Origin of the sequence: Paracoccus niistensis (genome assembly GCF_042432925.1) — a bacterium.
GTDB lineage: Bacteria > Pseudomonadota > Alphaproteobacteria > Rhodobacterales > Rhodobacteraceae > Paracoccus > Paracoccus niistensis.
The window spans coordinates 72,043-87,829 of sequence record NZ_JBHLWE010000041.1; the positions used below are offsets into that span (position 1 = coordinate 72,043).

The window sequence follows — 15,787 nt, forward strand, 5'->3', positions numbered from 1 at the left end:
GCCCGTGCCCGAAAATGAAACGGCCGCCGCGAGGGGGATCGCGGCGGCCTTGGTTCCTGTGGTCGGCAGCGCCTCACCCCGGCGGGCGCAGGCCGAGGGCGCGGCCGAGGCGGGAATGGGCCAGTTCTCCGATCAGCCCGCGGCGGAACAGCATGACGCAGACCATGAAGACCAGCCCCGTGATGATCGTCACCGGGAAGGCCGAGGTCGCCAGCAGGTTCTGCAGCGCGATCACGATGCCTGCGCCCAGGACCGGGCCCAGCAGCGTCCCGATGCCGCCGATCAGCGTCATCAGCACCACCTGCCCCGACATGTGCCAGTCCACGTCGGTCAGCGTGGCGAACTGCATCACCAGCGCCTTCAGGCCCCCGGCCATGCCCGCCAGTGCCGCCGACATCACGAAGGCGCCCAGCTTGTACTGCGCCGTCGCATAACCCAGCGAGATCGCCCGCGGCTCGTTTTCGCGGATCGCCTTCAGGATCATGCCGAAGGGTGAGTTCACGAAGCGCCAGATCAGCACCAGCCCCAGCACGAAGACCGCCAGCACGAAGAAATACATGGTCATCGTGTCGTTCAGGTCGATGAACCCGAACAGATGGCCGCGCGGCACGGCCTGGATGCCGTCCTCGCCGTGGGTGAAGGGCACCTGCAGGCAGAAGAAGAAGAACATCTGCGCCAGCGCGAGCGTGATCATGGCGAAGTAGATGCCCTGCCGGCGGATCGCGATGGCCCCGATCACCACGCCCAAGGCCGTGGCGCCGAGGACACCCAGCGCCAGCGCGAACTCGGGGTTCCAGCCCCAGACCTTGGCGGCGTGGGCCGTGAAATAGGCCGCCCCCCCGAAGAAGGCCGCGTGGCCGAAGGACAGAAGGCCCGTGTAGCCCAGGAGCAGGTTGAAGGCCGCCGCGAAGAGCGCAAAGCACAGCATGGTCATCGCGAAGACGGGATAGACCACAAAGGGCGCCCCGATCAGCACCAGCGCGCCCAGGGCCAGCAGCACCAGCTGCACGCCCCGGCCCATGGTCGGGACCGAGCCGGGTTCGGAGGTCGAGATTTCGGATGTCCTGGCCATCTCAGGCCTCCTTTCCGAACAGGCCCGCGGGGCGCAGGATCAGCACGATCGCCATGATGACGAAGATCACGATGTTGGAAGCCTCGGGGTAGAAGACCTTGGTCAGCCCCTCGGCGATGCCCAGCAGGTAGCCGGTGACGATGGCGCCCATGATCGAGCCCATGCCGCCGACCACGACCACCGCGAAGACCACGATGATGATGTTGGAGCCCATCAGCGGCGAGACCTGGTAGATGGGCGCCGCCAGCACGCCCGCGATGGCGGCAAGCCCCGCCCCCAGCGCATAGGTCAGCGTCAAAAGCATCGGCACGTTGATCCCGAAGCTCTGCACCAGGGTCGGGTTCTCGGTCGCCGCGCGCAGGGTCGCGCCCAGACGCGTCTTCTCGATCAGCGCCCAGACGGCAAGGCAGACGATCAGCGAGGCCAGGATCACCCATCCGCGATAGATCGGCAACACCATGAAGCCCAGGTTGACCGCCCCCGTCAGCGCGGCCGGGGCCGCGTAGGGCTGGCCCGAGGCGCCGAAATACCAGCGCATGGTGCCTTCCAGCGTCAGCGCCAGGCCGAAGGTGAACAGCAGGCCGTAAAGATGGTCGAGCTGATAAAGCCGCGACAGCATCGTGCGTTCGAGGAGCGCGCCGAAGGCGCCCACCACCAGCGGCGCCAGGATCAGCGCGAACCAGTAGTTCAGACCCAGCCAGTTCAGCGCCAGGAGCGCCACAAAGGCGCCCAGCATGTATTGCGCGCCATGGGCGAAGTTGATCACCCGCAGCAGGCCGAAGATCACGGCCAGCCCCAGCGACAGCAGCGCGTAGAAGGACCCGTTGATCAGCCCGATGAGGATCTGGCCCATGAAAGCCTGGATCGGGATTCCGAAGATCATCGTCATCTCAGACCCCCAGCGTTTCGTGCAGCATGTCCATGCGGGCGTCCAGCTCTCCGACAGGGAATTCGTGGGTCATCACGCCGTGGTCCATGACATAGAAGCGGTCCGCGACCCTGGACGCGAAGCGGAAGTTCTGTTCCACCAGCACCACGGTCATGCCGCGCGCCTTGAGCTCGCGCAGCACCGCCCCGATCGCGTCGATGATGACGGGCGCCAGCCCCTCGGTCGGCTCGTCCAGCAGCAGGCAGCGCGCACCGGTGCGCAGGATGCGCGCCATGGCCAGCATCTGCTGCTCGCCCCCCGACAGCTTGGTGCCGGGGCTGTTGCGGCGTTCCTTGAGGTTCGGAAACAGCGCGTAGATCTCGTCCAGCGTCATGCCGCCCGGCGCCACCACGGGGGGCAGCATCAGGTTCTCGTCCACGGACAGGGTGGCGAAGATGCCGCGTTCCTCGGGCACGAAGCCCAGGCCCGCCCGCGCGGTGCGGTGCAGGGCCATCGCCAGCACGTCCTGGCCGGCAAAGGTGATCTGGCCGGTCCGCTTGCGCACGATGCCCATGATCGAGCGCAGCGTCGTGGTCTTGCCCATGCCGTTGCGGCCCAGGATGCAGACCGTCTCGCCCTCGTTCACCTGCATGTTCACACCATGCAGGACGTGGCTTTCGCCATACCAGGCGTTCAGCCCGGCCACGTTCAGAAGCGCGCTCATGCTTCGGTCCCCATGTAGGCGGTGCGCACGCGCGGGTCGGCGGCGACGGTGGCGTAGTCGCCCTCGGCCAGGATCTCGCCCCGCTGCAGCACGGTCACGTGGTGGCAGATGTCGGCCACGACCGACAGGTTGTGCTCGACCATCAGCACCGCGCGGTGGCGGGCGACCTCGCGGATGATCTCGGCCACGGTATGCACGTCCTCGTGCCCCATCCCGGCCATGGGTTCATCCAGCAGCAGCACCTGCGGGTCGAGCGCCAGCGTGGTCGCGATCTCCAGCACCCGCTTGCGGCCATAGGACAGGTCGGCCGCGCGCACGTCGCGCCAGGGCGTCAGGCCCAACTCGTCGATCAGCACCTCGGCGCGGCCATTGAGCACGTCGAGCGCCCCGAGCGAGCGCCAGAACTGCACATGCAGTTCCGCCGGGCGCTGAAGGGCGACGCGCACGTTCTCCAGCACCGTCAGGTGCGGAAAGACGGCCGAGATCTGGAACGAGCGCACCAGCCCCATGCGGGCGACCGCGTCGGGCTTCATCTTCGTGATGTCGGTGCCCAAGAGCGTGATCTGCCCCCGCGTCGGCTGCAGGAACTTGGTCAGCAGGTTGAAGACCGTGGTCTTGCCGGCCCCGTTGGGACCGATCAAGGCGTGGATGCGGGCGTGGTGGACATCCAGGTTCACGTTGTTGACCGCCGTGAACCCCGAAAAGTCCTTGCCCAGACCGCGGGCGGACAGCACCACCCGCGGTTCGTCGTCATGCAGGACGTCCGTCATCCGGTGACCAGCGGGCAACCCGACTCGGCAGGCTTCATGTAGGCCTCGGCACCGGGGATCGTGGCACGAACATGGTAATAGTCCCACTCGCCCTTGCTTTCCTCGGGCGACTTCACCTGCATCAGGAAGACGTCGCTCATGAGGCGGCCGTTCGGGGCGACGGTCGCGTTGCGGGCGAAGGCGTCGTTGATCGTCATGCCCTTCAGCTGCTCGGACACCTTGGCGGCATCGTCGCTGCCTGCGGCCTCGATCGCCTTGAGATAGGACAGCACCGCCGAGTAGGTGCCCGCCTGGACCATGGTCGGCATCGCGCCGGTCCGTTCCTTGTAGCGGTTCCCGAAGTCGCGCGACTGGTCGTCGCGGTCCCAGTAATAGGACTCGGTCAGGTACAGACCCTGCGCGGCCTGCAGCCCGAGGCCGTGGACGTCCGAGATCATCAGCAGCAGCCCGGCCATGTTCTGGCCCGCCTGGGTCAACCCGAACTCGGCCGCCTGCTTGATGGCGTTCTGGGTGTCGGTCCCGGCGCTGGCGAGGCCGACCACCTTGGCGCCCGAAGCCTGGGCCTGCAGCAGGAAGGCCGAGAAGTCGGTCGTGTTCAGGGGGTGGCGCACCGAGCCCAGCACCTTGCCGCCCGCGGCCTCGACGGTCTTGGTGGTGTTTTCCTCGAGCGAATAGCCGAAGGCATAGTCGGCGGTCAGGAAGAACCAGCTGTCGCCGCCCTGCGCCACGACGGCGCTGCCGGTGCCCACGGCCAGCGCATGGGTGTCATAGGCCCAGTGGAAGCTGTAGGGCGTGCAGGCCTTGCCGGTCAGTTCCGTCGTGCCGCCGCCGGTGATCATGGTCACCTTGTTGCGCTCGCCCGCCAGGTTCTGCACGGCCAGCGCCACCGACGAGGTGGTCAGGTCCATGATCGCGTCCACCTGCCCGGCATCCAGCCATTCGCGGGCGATGGACGAGCCCACGTCCGCCTTGTTCTGGTGGTCGGCCGCGACGATCTCGACCGGCATGCCCAGAACGGTCCCGCCGACTTCCTCGACTGCCATCTTCGCGGCCTCGACCGAGCCCAGTCCGCCCAGCGCCGAATAGGCGCCCGACTGGTCGTTCAGGATGCCGATCTTGACCTTGCCGTCCGAGACTTCCTGCGCCGTGGCCGTGCCAGCCAGCAACGCCGCCGTGGCAGCGGTGACATACAGAAACTTCATGTTTTCCTCCCGATTCTCCCCGGGCCGCTGGCTGCGGGGCAGCGCATTCCTTGCGCCCTTTCTGTTCTCTCCGAACCGGATGATTGCCGCAGTTCATGTGCGAAGCAAGACGTTCGGACGATGAATTGTGCGAATGAAACAGGGCCGGGCATACCCGGCCCTGCAGGGTCGTTCTATTGCACCAGCGGGCAGCTCGATTTCGCCGGGTCCAGATAGGCCTGATCGCCCGGAATCGTCGCCTTGACGGTGTAATAGTCCCACTCGCCGCTGCTTTCGGCGGGGGTCTTCACCTCCATCAGGTAGACGTCCGAGATCATGCGACCGTTCGGGCCGACCCGGCCGCTTTCCGCGAAGGCGTCGCTGACGGGCAGTTCGCGCATCTTGGCGGCGACGGCTTCCGTCTCGTCGGTGCCGGCGGCCTCGATGGCCTTGAGGTAATGCAGCACGCCCGAATAGGTGCCTGCCTGCACCATGTTGGGCATCTTGCCCGTGCGCTCCTTGAAGCGGTTGGCGAATTCGCGGCTGGCCTCCGTGCGGTCCCAGTAGAAGCTTTCGGTCAGCGTCAGCCCCTGTGCCGTTTCCAGCCCCAGCCCGTGCACCTCGGCCAGGGTGAACAGCAGCCCCGCCATGCGCTGGCCGCCCTGCACGATGCCGAACTCGGCCGCCTGCTTGATGGCGTTCTGGGTGTCGAGCCCCGCGTTCGCCAGCCCCACAACCTTGGCGCCCGAGCTTTGCGCCTGCAGCAGGAAGGACGAGAAGTCGGTTGCCGCCAGCGGATGACGGACCGAGCCCACCACCGTGCCGCCCTTTTCCTTGACCACGGCGCCGGTGTTTTCTTCCAGCGAATAGCCGAAGGCATAGTCGGCGGTCAGGAAGAACCAGCTGTCGCCCCCGTCCTCGACCAAGGCGCCCCCGGTGCCCACGGCCAGCGCATGGGTGTCATAGGCCCAGTGGAAGCCATAGGGCGAGCAGGCCTTGCCCGTCAGGTCCGCCGTCGCCGCCCCGGTCACGAGGTCGATCTTCTTCTTCTCGGCGCTTAGCGCCTGCACGGCCAGCGCGACCGACGAGGTCGTCAGTTCCATGATCGCGTCCACCTGCTCGGTGTCATACCACTGGCGCGCGATGTTGCTGGCAATGTCCGGCTTGTTCTGGTGGTCGGCCGAGACGATCTCGACGGGCGCGCCCAGGACCGTGCCCCCGAACTCCTCGGCCGCCATCTTCGCGGCCTCGACCGAGCCCAGGCCGCCGAAATCGGCATAAACGCCCGTCTGGTCGTTCAGGATGCCGATCCTGACCTTGTTGTCGGAAACCTCGGCCCAGGCCGGCACGCCCAGCAGGGCCGCGACCGCGACCGATGCGAAAAACCTCGCCATGTTCTTCCTCCCTTGTCTGGGTGTCTTGCGCAGCTATTCCCGCGCAGCCCCGTTCCTCCGCCGCGCAGACTGTCCAATGCGCGTTCCGCTGGCAAGCGCCCGCAAGCAGCCTGGGCAGGATTCCCGCTGCAAGTTTAAGCGTTTGGGAAGGGGATACCCCAGGGTTGCGGGAACCGGATGGCACCTTTGGCCGCTATAATCCTCAGCCGCCCCGGCCAAGGGGCATCAGCTTCGCGCCCGTGCACCGCCCGAGGCGCCACAGGAAAGAAGGGAACCTTCGATGGTCAGGACGATGATTTCCACGGCGCTGGCGGCCGTTCTTCTTGCCGCGCCCGTGCAGGCGCAGGACGTGGGCGAGATCGTGGGCGGCATCGCCCGGCAGTATCTGCAGCAGGAACAGGACCGCGCCGCCTTTGCGCAGGCGCAGCAGACGAACTCGCTGTCGGCGTACCAATCCTACCTGCGCCAGTTCCCCAATGGCGCCTATGCCGAACAGGCGCGCGAGCGCGTGCGGCGGCTGGGCGGGACCGTGGCAACCACCGGCAGCCAGTCGAGTGCGGGCAGTGCCTCGCTGTCGGCCGACCAGCGCGTTGCCATCCAGCGCCGCCTGAACGCGCTCGGCTACAATACCAACGGGCTGGACGGCAGCTTCGGTCCCGGCACGCGCCGTGCCATCTCGCTGTGGCAGCGCGACCGCAACTATCCCCAGACCGGCACCCTGACCTCGGCCCAGGCGACCGAAATCCTGCAAGGGCGCGCGCCCGCTGCAAGCGGCTCGGCGTCGAACACGGGCGCGGCTGCGGACGGGGCCCCCGCGCGGGCCGAGGCGGCGCTGAACCTCAGCCGCCAGCAGCGCGCGGCCGTGCAGGCCGGGCTGACGCGGCGCGGCTTCGACACGCGGGGGGTGGACGGGGTCTTCGGGCGCGGCACCCGCAACGCGATCGCGGCCTGGCAGCGGGCCAATGACCTGAATGCGACGGGCTATCTGACCGGCAACCAGTTCGAGCGCCTGACCGCGCGCTGATCCCCCGGAAGGCAAGGGCCGCCCCGAAGGGCGGCCCTTTCTTTGTTTCAGCCCGCCAGGTCGCCCGACAGCAGGTAGGAGGGCAGGTTCTGGAAGGACACCGGCCGCAGGAAGCGGCGGATCGACAGCGTGCCAACCGAGGTCGCGCCGAAGTTGGTCGAGGCCGGATAGGGTCCGCCATGGACCATCGCGTCGGCGACTTCGACGCCTGTCGGGAAGCCGTTGGCCAGCACACGGCCTGCCTTCTGCGCGAGGATCGGCAGCAGGCGGCGGGCGAGGTCCGCATCCCCGGGATCGGTATGCAGCGTCGCGGTCAGCTGGCCGGGGAAGCCGCGGGCGATCCGCTCCATGTCCTCGGGCGAGCTTGCGCGGACCACCAGACCCAGCGGCCCGAAGACCTCCTCGGCCAGGTCGTCCTCGCCCAGGAAGGCGTCGGCGGTGGTTTCGTAAAGGTTGGGCGAGGCGTTCCGCTCGGCGCTGTCGGTGGTCAGCACCGGCTTCACCGCGTTGGACTTGCCCATGCGGTCCACGCCCTGCCGATAGGCCTGGGCGATGCCGTCGGTCAGCATCGTCTGGGGCGCGACCTGTTCCAGCGCGGTGCGGGCGGCGGCGATGATCCGGTCGGCGTCCGGGCCGTCCATCACCACGGCGATGCCGGGGTTGGTGCAGAACTGGCCCGCGCCCATGGTCAGCGACCCGGCCCAGCCCTTGCCGATCTCCTCGCCCCGCGCGGCGGCTGCCTTGGGCAGCACGAACATCGGGTTCACCGAGCCCAGTTCCCCGAAGAAGGGGATCGGCTCGGGGCGCTGGGCGCAGAGGTCGAACAAGGCCCGGCCGCCCTGCAGCGAGCCGGTGAAGCCCACGGCCTTGATGCGGGGGTCGGTCACCAGCGCCTCGCCCACCTTGCGGTTGCCGCCCTGGATCAGGCTGAAGACGCCCTTGGGCATCCCGGTCTTCTCGACGGCGGCGAGGATCGCCTCGGCCACGATCTCGCCGGTGCCGGGATGGGCGGAATGGCCCTTGACCACGACCGGGCAGCCCGCCGCCAGCGCGGCGGCGGTGTCGCCGCCCGCAGTCGAGAAGGCCAGCGGGAAGTTCGAGGCGCCGAAGACCGCGACCGGGCCGATGGGCATCTGGATCATCCGCAGTTCCGGGCGCGGGGCCGGGGCGCGGTCGGGCAGGGCCGCGTCGAGGCGCCGGTCGAGGTAGTCGCCCTTGCGGATATGTTCGGCAAACAGGCGCAGCTGGCCGGTGGTCCGGCCGCGCTCGCCCTGCAGGCGGCCTTCGGGCAGGCCGGATTCCTGGGTGCCGATCTCGGTGATGGCCTCGGCGCGGGCCTCGATCTCGTCTGCGATGGTTTCAAGGAAGCGGGCGCGTTCCTCGCGCGTGGTCGCCGCATAGGCGTCGAAGGCCCCGGCGGCGGCGGCGCAGGCGCGGGCGACCAGATCGGGGGTGCCCACCGCGAAGTCATGTGCCGGGCCATGCGCGGGGCTCGACCTGAACGTCGCCTCGCCCGCGACCCATTCGCCGCCGACCAGGTGCTTGCCGTGAGGGGTGAAGCCTGACATCCGAGGATCCTTTCGCTTGTGCCGCCAGCTAGGGGGGAACGCCCGGTGCTGGCCGATGCAAGGACACATCCCCCGCCCGCGCCCCGGCTGCAAGGGCAGGGAAGCGGCTTTTTCGACCGGGGCCTTGCGGGCCCCGCGCCTAGATCCCGCGCATCAGGCTCGGCACCTCGCCGGGCAGCTCGCGGGCAAGAAAGCCCATCATCCCCAGCCGCTCGGCCAGCCGCCGTCCCGCCTCGCCATGCAGCCAGACGCCCCAGCAGGTCGCCTCCCAGGCTGGCATCCCGCGCGCGCAGAGGCCCGCGATGATCCCGGTCAGCACGTCGCCCGAGCCGCCTGTCGCCAGCCCCACGCCGCCGCCGCCATAGACGATCAGCTCGCCGTCGGGGCTGGCGATCACGGTGGTCGCGCCCTTGATGAGCACCACCGCCCGCAGCCTCCGGGCCTGTTCCAGCACCACCCTCTCGCGGTCGGTTTCGATTTCCTCGGCGGAAAGGCCGGTCAGCAGCGCCATCTCGCCGACATGAGGGGTCAGGATCGCGCCGCCGGGCAGGGCGGCGATGGCTTCCTGCCGGTCGATCCCGGCGCAGACGGCGGCCGCGTCGATGATGACGGGGGCGCCGCCCGCATGGGGCAGCAGCGCGTCGAGGATCACACCCCCGGCCCCGGTCGTCCCCACGGCAGGGCCCAGGGCCAGGCAGTCGCAGGGGGCGAGCTTGTCCGTGATGGGGCTGCAGTCGGCGATCTCTCCGTCAGGGTCCGTGGGAAGGGCGAAGATACCGGATTCGGGCATGGCCATGCCGGTCGGGATCGCCAGGGGCTCGGGCAGGGCGATCTGCACCTTGCCCGCGCCTGCCCTGAAGGCGGCGGTGGCCGTCAGCGTCAAGCCGCCCGGCACCAGAGCCGAGCCGCCCACCAGCATCACCCGGCCGCGGCTGTTCTTGTCGGTGTCCTCCGGATGGACCGGCAGCGGATGGCGGCGCAGCCAGGCCGAGTCCAGAACCTGCGCCCCGCTCATCCCCGGTGCCCCACGATCGGGTCGGGTTCGCGGGTGACGGGGGTGTGCTCGGCCTCCATCGGCGCGGTCACGTTGTAGCGGACCAGCGCCATGCCGCCGTCGGTGCCCTCCTCGCCGGCTTCCCAGCGGTATTCGGTGATGGAACAGTTGGCCACGTCCCCCTCGCGGTCGATGGCAAGGATCTCCTGCTCCGTCAGCCCCTCGATGACATAGCGCAGGCAGAGGACGACGACCTGGTGCGCCACGATCATCACCCGGCAGCCGCCGTGGTGCAGCCCGACCGTGTCCATCAGGGCCCGCAGGCGGAAGATCACGTCGCACCAGCTCTCGCCTCCCGGCGGGCGGTGGTAGAACTTGCCCAGGCTGGCACGCAGCTCGGCCTGCTGGGGATGTTCCGCGCGGATGCCGAGGCCCGTCAGGCCGTCGAGGATGCCGAATTCCTTTTCCCGCAGCCGCTCGTCCAGGTGGATGCGGGTGCCCTCCGGGCAGCCCCCGGCCTCGCGGAACAGGCGCGCCGTTTCCATCGCCCGGAGATAGGGCGAGGCGAGGACGACGTTCGGCCGCCCTTCCTCCTTCCCCTGCGAGAACCAGTGGCCCAACGCGCGGGCCTGCTGCTCGCCCAGGGGGGAAAGCGGCACGTCCACGTCCCGGCCCGTCAGGTCGATCCGGGGCAGGCCCTGCTGATAGGCGAAGTCGCGCGCCACGTTGCCCGCGCTTTCGCCATGCCGCACGATCCACAGCCGCTCGGGCCATCTTGGCGTCATTGTCGTCCCCCGTATCCGTCTGACGGACAACACGGGCGGGTGCCTTCGGGTTGCGCCATCGTGATGCTTGCGTCGCGGGGCAGGATGGCGCACCAACAGCGCAGAGCCGGACGAACCGGCCAGCAATCCCCTGCGCTTGCCCGCGGCCCAAGGACGAGGAGCAGCGCCAGAACCGACAGGATCAGGACCATGACGCTTTCGTTCTCTGCCCGCGCGCTGCTGCTGGCCTCGGCGCTTGCGCTTGCCCCGGCGGCTTACGCCGAAACCCCGGCCGACACGCTGGTGGTCGCCGCCCAGATCGACGACATCATCAGCCTGGACCCCGCGCAGAGCTTCGAGTTCTCGGGCAACGACGTCACCCAGAACCTTTATGACCGGCTGGTCGATTTCGACGCGCTGAACCTGTCCAAGGGCTATCAGCCCAGTCTCGCCGAAAGCTGGCAGATGAGCGAGGACGGGCTGACCCTGACGCTGACCATGCGCGAGGGCGTGAGTTTCCAGTCGGGCAACCCGGTGCGCGCCGAGGATGCCGCCTGGTCGCTGCAGCGCGTGGTCAAGCTGAACAAGGCTCCCGCCTTCATCCTGACCCAGTTCGGCTTCACGCCGGAGAACGTGGACCAGATGATCACGGCCGAGGGGCGTACGCTGACCATCCGGCTGGACAAGCCCTACGCGCAGTCCTTCGTGCTGAACTGCCTTGCTGCCAGCAATGCCGCCGTCATCGACAAGGAAACGGCGATGGCCAACGCGCAGGGCGACGACCTGGGCAACACCTGGCTGTCCACCAACGGCGCGGGCTCGGGTCCCTACAGCCTAGCCGCCTGGCGCCCGAACGAGGTCGTCCAGCTTGTCGCCAACGAGAACTACTGGGGCGGAGCGCCCGCGATGAAGCGGGTGATCGTGCGCAACGTGCAGGAATCCAGCGCCCAGCGCCTGCAGCTCGAGGCCGGCGACATCGACGTTGCGCGCAACCTGACGCCCACCGACGTGGACGCCCTGGCGGGTAACCCCCAGATCAAGTTCAGCGAGGAGCTGAAGGGCCGCATCCTCTACATGGGGCTGAACCAGAAGGACCCGCTGCTGTCCCAGCCGCCCGTGATCGAGGCCATGAAATACCTGGTCGATTACGCCGGGATGGAGGCCTCGTTCCTGAAGGGGCAGTGGAAGACGCACCAGGCCTTCCTGCCCGAGGGCTACCTTGGCGCGCTGGAAGAGAACCCCTGGACCTATGACATCGAGAAGGCCCGCAAGATCCTGACCGACGCCGGAATCACCAGCGGCACGGTCACCACCAAGGTGCGCGACATCCGCGAATACCTGGACGTGGCGCAAGCCCTGCAGAACGCGATGGCCCAGGTCGGCCTGACACTGGAGATCGAGCAGATGACCGGCGCGCAGGTGCTGGACGCGTATCGCGCGCGGCAGGTGCCGATCTTCCTGGGCGAATGGGGCCCGGACTATGCCGACCCGCAGACCAACGCGGGGACCTTTGCCTATAACCCGAACAACGCGGATGACGCGGGGCTGACCGGCATCCTGGCCTGGCGCAACGCTTACGCGGTGCCGGCCGACATGAACGCCACCGTCGAGGCGGCGGTCGTGGAACAGGACACCGAGAAGCGCCGCCAGATGTATGTGGACCTGCAGAAGCGCTATCAGGCCGAGGCGCCGATCATCCCGCTGTTCCAGCGCGTCGCGCGGGACGGGATGCAGGCCAACGTGCAGAACTGGTCCACCGGCGGCTCTGTCATCAGCGCGCCCTACAAGCAGGTCACCAAGGGCGAGTGATCCGGTGAGCCTGGACACCACCCAAGTGCCGGGGCCGCAGCCCCGTCCCCGCAGCCCCGCCTGGCGGCGGCTGCGCGGGGCGGGCGGCGTGCTTCTGTCGCTGGTCCTGACGATGCTGGGGCTGCTACTGGTGACCTTCATCATCGGTCGGGTCATGCCGATCGACCCGGTGCTGAAGGTCGTGGGCGAACGCGCAACCCAGGCCCAGTACGAGGCGGCGCGCCAGGCCATGGGTCTTGACCAGCCGCTGGTTGTCCAGTTCCTGACCTATATCGGGGATGTGCTGCGGGGCGACTTCGGCCGCTCGATCTCGACCGGGCATCCGGTGGCCGAGGACTTGCGCCGCGTCTTTCCCGCCACGCTGGAACTGGCAAGCCTCGGCACGCTGATCGGTGTCGTCATCGGCGTGCCGCTGGGCGTGGTCGCGGCCGCCAACCGGGGGCGCTGGATCGACCAGGTCGCGCGTGTCGTGGCGCTGGTCGGCTATTCGGTTCCGATCTTCTGGCTGGGGCTGATGGGCCTTCTGGTCTTCTACGGCATCCTGGGCTGGGTCGGCGGGCCGGGGCGGCAGGGCATCCTGTTCGACGGCATGGTGGACACCCGCACCGGCCTGATGCTGCTGGACACGGCGCTTGCGGGCGATTGGCCCGCCTTCCGGGACGCCTTCAGCCACATCATCCTTCCCGCGAGCCTCCTGGGCTACTTCAGCCTTGCCTACATCAGCCGCATGACGCGCAGCTTCATGCTGGAACAGCTGTCGGCGGAATACATCACCACCGCGCGGGTCAAGGGCCTGCCGGAATGGCGAGTCGTCTGGAGCCACGCCTTCCGCAACATCGCCATCCCGCTGATCACCGTCATCGCGCTGAGCTTCGGCTCGCTTCTGGAAGGCTCCGTCCTGACCGAGATCATCTTCAGCTGGCCCGGCATCGGCAGCTACATCACCAAGGCGCTGCTGGCGGGCGACATGAACGCGGTGCTGGGCGGCACGGTCGTCGTCGGAACCTGCTTCGTGGTGCTGAACCTTTTGTCCGACATCCTGTACCGCGTCCTCGACCCGAGGTCGAAATGAGCGACGTTTCCCTGCGCGACTGGCTTCTGACGGAAGCGCCCCAGACCCGGCGGCAGGCGCGGCTGGGGACCTTCTACCAGGGCTGGCTGGTGTTCCGGTCCAACCACCTGGCCCTGCTGGGACTGGTGATCCTGGTCCTGCTGGTGGGCACCGCCCTCTTCGCCCCCTGGATCGCGCCGCAAAGCCCCTTTGCGCAGGACCTGGCCGACCGGCTTCAGCCGCCGTCCGCGGAACATTGGTTGGGCACCGACGCGCTGGGCCGGGACATCCTGTCGCGGCTGATCTGGGGCTCGCGCATCACGCTGTTCATCGTCGGCACGGTCGCGCTGATCTCGCCCCTGATCGGGCTGCTGATCGGAACGATCGCGGGTTTCGCGGGCGGCTGGGTGGACCAGGTCCTGATGCGGATCACCGACATCTTCCTGGCCTTTCCCAAGCTGATCCTCGCGCTGGCCTTCGTGGCGGCCCTCGGCCCCAGCGTCACCAACGCCGTCCTTGCACTGGCCCTGACCGGCTGGCCGCCCTACGCGCGGCTCGCGCGGGCCGAGACGCTGACCATCCGCAACGCCGACTTCATCGCCGCGGCGCGGATGCAGGGCGCGTCCGCCCCGCGCCTGCTGATCCTGCACATCTGGCCCTTGTGCCTGTCCTCGCTGATCGTTCGCGTCGCGCTGGACATGGCGGGGATCATCCTGTCGGCGGCGGGTCTGGGCTTCCTCGGCCTTGGCGCGCAGCCGCCCGCGCCGGAATGGGGAGCCATGATCTCGGACGGGCGGACCTATATCCTCGACCACTGGTGGGTCGCGGCCATGCCGGGGATCGCGATCTTCCTTGTCAGCCTCGCCTTCAACTTCCTGGGCGACGGGTTGCGCGATGTCCTGGACCCCAAGGGGGCGGGCGAATGAGCGCACTGCTGTCCGTCCGCGACCTCCGCGTAAGCTTCCCGTCGAGGCAGGGGGTGTTCGAGGCCGTGCGCGGCGTCTCTTTCGACCTCGGGCGCGAACGCCTGGGCGTGGTGGGCGAAAGCGGCTCGGGCAAGTCCATGACGGGCCGCGCGATCCTGGGCCTTGTCCGCCCGCCAGGGCGGGTGACGGCGCAGGCGCTGACCCTGGGCGGTCAGGACATCCTGAACCTGCCGGAACGCGAGCGGCGCCGTATCCGGGGCCGCCGCATTGCCATGGTGATGCAGGACCCCAAGTTCAGCCTGAATCCTGTCATGCGCGTGGGCGACCAGATCGTCGAGGCCTACCGCCTGCACAGCGGCGCTGGCCGCGCGGCTGCGCGCCTGAAGGCGCTGGAGATGCTGGAGGCCGTCCGCATCCGCGATCGCGAGCGGGTCTTCCAGTCCTATCCGCACGAGGTTTCGGGCGGCATGGGCCAGCGTATCATGATCGCCATGATGCTGGCCGCCGGCCCCGAGATCCTGATCGCGGACGAGCCGACCTCGGCGCTGGACGTGTCCGTGCGGGCCGAGGTGCTGCGGATCATGGACGACCTGGTGCGCGACCGGGGCATGGGGCTGATCTTCATCAGCCACGACCTGAACCTTGTCGCGCAGTTCTGCGACCGGGTGCTGATCATGTATGCGGGCCGGATCGTGGAGACGCTGGCCGCCCGCGACCTGCACGCCGCGCGCCATCCCTATACGCAGGGATTGCTGAACAGCCTGCCCCGGCTGGACGCGCCGGTGGAGCGCCTTCCCGTGCTGGAACGGGCCGAGGAATGGCGCGAGAGGCCGCTGGTCGATGCCTCGATGACCGAGGCTCTGCCCGGGGGTCTGCGTTGAGCGCCCCCATCCTGTCGGTCCAGGGCCTGCGCGTCTGGTTCGGCCATCCGCCCGACCGGGTGGACGCCGTGCGCGGCGTGGACCTTGTGGTGAGCCGCGGCGAAAGCTTCGGGCTGGTGGGTGAGTCCGGGTCGGGCAAGTCCACTGTCCTGCGCGCCACCGCGGGCCTTGCCCCCGACTGGTCGGGCCGGGTCGAGGTCTCGGGCGAGACCCTGTCGGGTGCGCGCCGCAGTCCCGCCTTCCATCGTCGCGTGCAGATGGTCTTCCAGGACCCTTATGCCAGCCTGCACCCCCGCCACACGGTGGACCGGGTACTGGCCGAGACGTTGACGCTGCAGGGCATGGACGACATCGACCGGCGGATCGTGCGCCTGCTGGACGACGTGGGATTGGGGCGCGGCTTCCGCTTCCGCTATCCGCACCAGTTGTCGGGCGGCCAGCGCCAGCGCGTGGCCATCGCCCGGGCGCTGGCCGGAGAGCCCGAGCTTCTGCTGCTGGACGAGCCGACCTCGGCGCTGGACGTGTCGGTGCAGGCCGAGATCCTGAACCTGCTGACCGACCTGCGGGCCGACCGCGGGCTGACCTACCTGATGGTCAGCCACGACCTTGCCGTGATCGGGCATCTCTGCCAGCGGCTGGCGGTGATGCAGGCGGGCGAGATCGTGGACCGGCTGGAGGTCGCGGACCTGCGGGCGGGCCGGGCGCAGAACGCCTATACCCGCCACCTGATCACGGCCTCGCAGTACCAGCGGGCCTGAGCC

Annotated in this window: 15 protein-coding genes; 6 read left to right on the forward strand and 9 right to left on the reverse strand. The window is 68.7% G+C overall.

Annotated elements, in window-relative coordinates; genetic code table 11:
• Positions 1-73 precede the first annotated feature (73 nt).
• The 6 genes from ACFFII_RS13530 to ACFFII_RS13555 form a co-directional block, all read right to left on the reverse strand.
• Positions 74-1,072 carry a branched-chain amino acid ABC transporter permease gene (locus ACFFII_RS13530; protein ID WP_377699401.1) on the reverse strand — a complete coding sequence of 333 codons (999 nt, stop codon included), beginning with the start codon at positions 1,070-1,072 and terminating at the stop codon, positions 74-76.
• Position 1,073: 1 nt separating this feature from the next.
• On the reverse strand, positions 1,074-1,961 hold the full coding sequence (locus tag ACFFII_RS13535; RefSeq protein ID WP_090753952.1) for a branched-chain amino acid ABC transporter permease: 888 nt from the start codon (positions 1,959-1,961) through the stop codon (positions 1,074-1,076).
• 1 nt (position 1,962) lies between these two features.
• Positions 1,963-2,664, reverse strand: coding sequence for an ABC transporter ATP-binding protein (locus ACFFII_RS13540; RefSeq protein ID WP_377699402.1), 702 nt, complete (start codon positions 2,662-2,664; stop codon positions 1,963-1,965).
• The gene (locus ACFFII_RS13545) at positions 2,661-3,434 is read right to left on the reverse strand and encodes an ABC transporter ATP-binding protein (protein WP_377699403.1); all 774 of its coding nucleotides are present in this window, start codon (positions 3,432-3,434) and stop codon (positions 2,661-2,663) included. Before ACFFII_RS13545 ends, ACFFII_RS13540 begins: the two co-directional genes overlap by 4 nt.
• Positions 3,431-4,636 (reverse strand): ABC transporter substrate-binding protein, encoded by a 1,206-nt coding sequence (locus ACFFII_RS13550; RefSeq protein WP_377699404.1) that lies wholly within the window; start codon positions 4,634-4,636, stop codon positions 3,431-3,433. Before ACFFII_RS13550 ends, ACFFII_RS13545 begins: the two co-directional genes overlap by 4 nt.
• Before the next feature lie 173 nt (positions 4,637-4,809).
• Positions 4,810-6,009, reverse strand: coding sequence for an ABC transporter substrate-binding protein (locus ACFFII_RS13555; RefSeq protein ID WP_377699405.1), 1,200 nt, complete (start codon positions 6,007-6,009; stop codon positions 4,810-4,812).
• A 280-nt stretch (positions 6,010-6,289) separates the two neighbouring features.
• Between ACFFII_RS13555 and ACFFII_RS13560 the strand changes: the two genes are divergently transcribed.
• Positions 6,290-7,033, forward strand: a complete 744-nt coding sequence (locus tag ACFFII_RS13560) for a peptidoglycan-binding domain-containing protein (protein ID WP_377699406.1) — start codon at positions 6,290-6,292, stop codon at positions 7,031-7,033.
• Positions 7,034-7,080: 47 nt separating this feature from the next.
• Here ACFFII_RS13560 and ACFFII_RS13565 read toward each other — a convergent pair whose 3' ends face one another.
• The 3 genes from ACFFII_RS13565 to ACFFII_RS13575 all read right to left on the reverse strand — a co-directional run bounded on the left by ACFFII_RS13565 (position 7,081) and on the right by ACFFII_RS13575 (position 10,380).
• Positions 7,081-8,601 carry an aldehyde dehydrogenase (NADP(+)) gene (locus ACFFII_RS13565; protein WP_377699407.1) on the reverse strand — a complete coding sequence of 507 codons (1,521 nt, stop codon included), beginning with the start codon at positions 8,599-8,601 and terminating at the stop codon, positions 7,081-7,083.
• Between the two features lie 139 nt (positions 8,602-8,740).
• Positions 8,741-9,616 (reverse strand): NAD(P)H-hydrate dehydratase, encoded by an 876-nt coding sequence (locus ACFFII_RS13570; protein ID WP_377699408.1) that lies wholly within the window; start codon positions 9,614-9,616, stop codon positions 8,741-8,743.
• The gene (locus ACFFII_RS13575; protein ID WP_377699409.1) at positions 9,613-10,380 is read right to left on the reverse strand and encodes a histidine phosphatase family protein; all 768 of its coding nucleotides are present in this window, start codon (positions 10,378-10,380) and stop codon (positions 9,613-9,615) included. The genes ACFFII_RS13570 and ACFFII_RS13575 overlap by 4 nt, the downstream gene beginning before the upstream one ends.
• Before the next feature lie 189 nt (positions 10,381-10,569).
• On the opposite strand from ACFFII_RS13575, the gene ACFFII_RS13580 reads away from it, so the two are divergent.
• From ACFFII_RS13580 to ACFFII_RS13600, 5 genes are read left to right on the forward strand one after another with little or no spacing between them, the layout of a single operon-like run.
• Complete coding sequence (locus ACFFII_RS13580) at positions 10,570-12,168, forward strand: ABC transporter substrate-binding protein (RefSeq protein ID WP_377699410.1); 1,599 nt, start codon at positions 10,570-10,572, stop codon at positions 12,166-12,168.
• A 4-nt stretch (positions 12,169-12,172) separates the two neighbouring features.
• On the forward strand, positions 12,173-13,240 hold the full coding sequence (locus tag ACFFII_RS13585) for an ABC transporter permease (protein WP_377699411.1): 1,068 nt from the start codon (positions 12,173-12,175) through the stop codon (positions 13,238-13,240).
• The gene (gene nikC / locus ACFFII_RS13590) at positions 13,237-14,145 is read left to right on the forward strand and encodes a nickel transporter permease (protein WP_377699412.1); all 909 of its coding nucleotides are present in this window, start codon (positions 13,237-13,239) and stop codon (positions 14,143-14,145) included. Before ACFFII_RS13585 ends, nikC begins: the two co-directional genes overlap by 4 nt.
• Entirely contained in the window at positions 14,142-15,026 is an 885-nt protein-coding gene (locus ACFFII_RS13595; RefSeq protein WP_377699413.1) for an ABC transporter ATP-binding protein, read from the forward strand. Before nikC ends, ACFFII_RS13595 begins: the two co-directional genes overlap by 4 nt.
• Positions 15,023-15,784 carry an ABC transporter ATP-binding protein gene (locus ACFFII_RS13600; protein WP_377699414.1) on the forward strand — a complete coding sequence of 254 codons (762 nt, stop codon included), beginning with the start codon at positions 15,023-15,025 and terminating at the stop codon, positions 15,782-15,784. Before ACFFII_RS13595 ends, ACFFII_RS13600 begins: the two co-directional genes overlap by 4 nt.
• Positions 15,785-15,787 lie beyond the last annotated feature (3 nt).